At 37.9% G+C, this 622-nt stretch carries 1 pseudogene; it reads right to left on the bottom strand.

Annotation, left to right across the window (positions count from 1 at the left end):
* Positions 1-622: pseudogene (locus HMPREF3263_RS04155) on the bottom strand (hypothetical protein); the annotation flags it as partial.

Genomic DNA, 622 nt, shown 5'->3' with positions numbered 1-622 from the left:
ACGACGTTTGGAAAGGTAATCGTCAATCCAAACTTGCAATGAGAAACGCTCATGAGCACCAAACGCATACAAGCCGAAACGGCTGTAATTAATTCCGCCTAGCGGGTCACCTTGTTCGGGCACGAAAGCAATAGCATGGCTGCCGAAGATAGTTTGCCAATAAATCACTCGTTTTTTGCGGTTGACACGAAAACCACGAGGACGGGGCAGGAAAAAGGCAAAGACCACAAAGATGAATAAAGCACATAATAAAATGCAATGCTTAATAAATACTACTCTATCCTCTTTCCATCTATCTAAATAAGGTTTTCTATATTCTTCATATTCCATAAATGGAGTACTGGTAACAAATTTTCCTCCTTTTTTATATAATTCAACATAATCTTTATAGTTTGGGATTATCATTTCATCTGGGGATTGTATCCACTTATAATCCCTTTTAAAATCATTTATTTGAGAGCTAAAGGGTTCATTTAAGCTATTTCCCCCACCAAATCCAACAATTAAAAACCCGGCAAATAGAATAAAGCGAATAAATCCACGGGCATAACCATCAAAAATGGAGTCCCGAATTTCAATCTCATCATCGCCTCGTTTACGAATGGAGTAGGCAATATCTTTG

The organism is Haemophilus sp. HMSC61B11 (assembly GCF_001838615.1).
GTDB classification, from domain to species: domain Bacteria; phylum Pseudomonadota; class Gammaproteobacteria; order Enterobacterales; family Pasteurellaceae; genus Haemophilus_D; species Haemophilus_D parainfluenzae_AD.
Note: the sequence above shows the minus strand (reverse complement) of the source record. Positions and strands in the feature narration are given on the sequence as shown.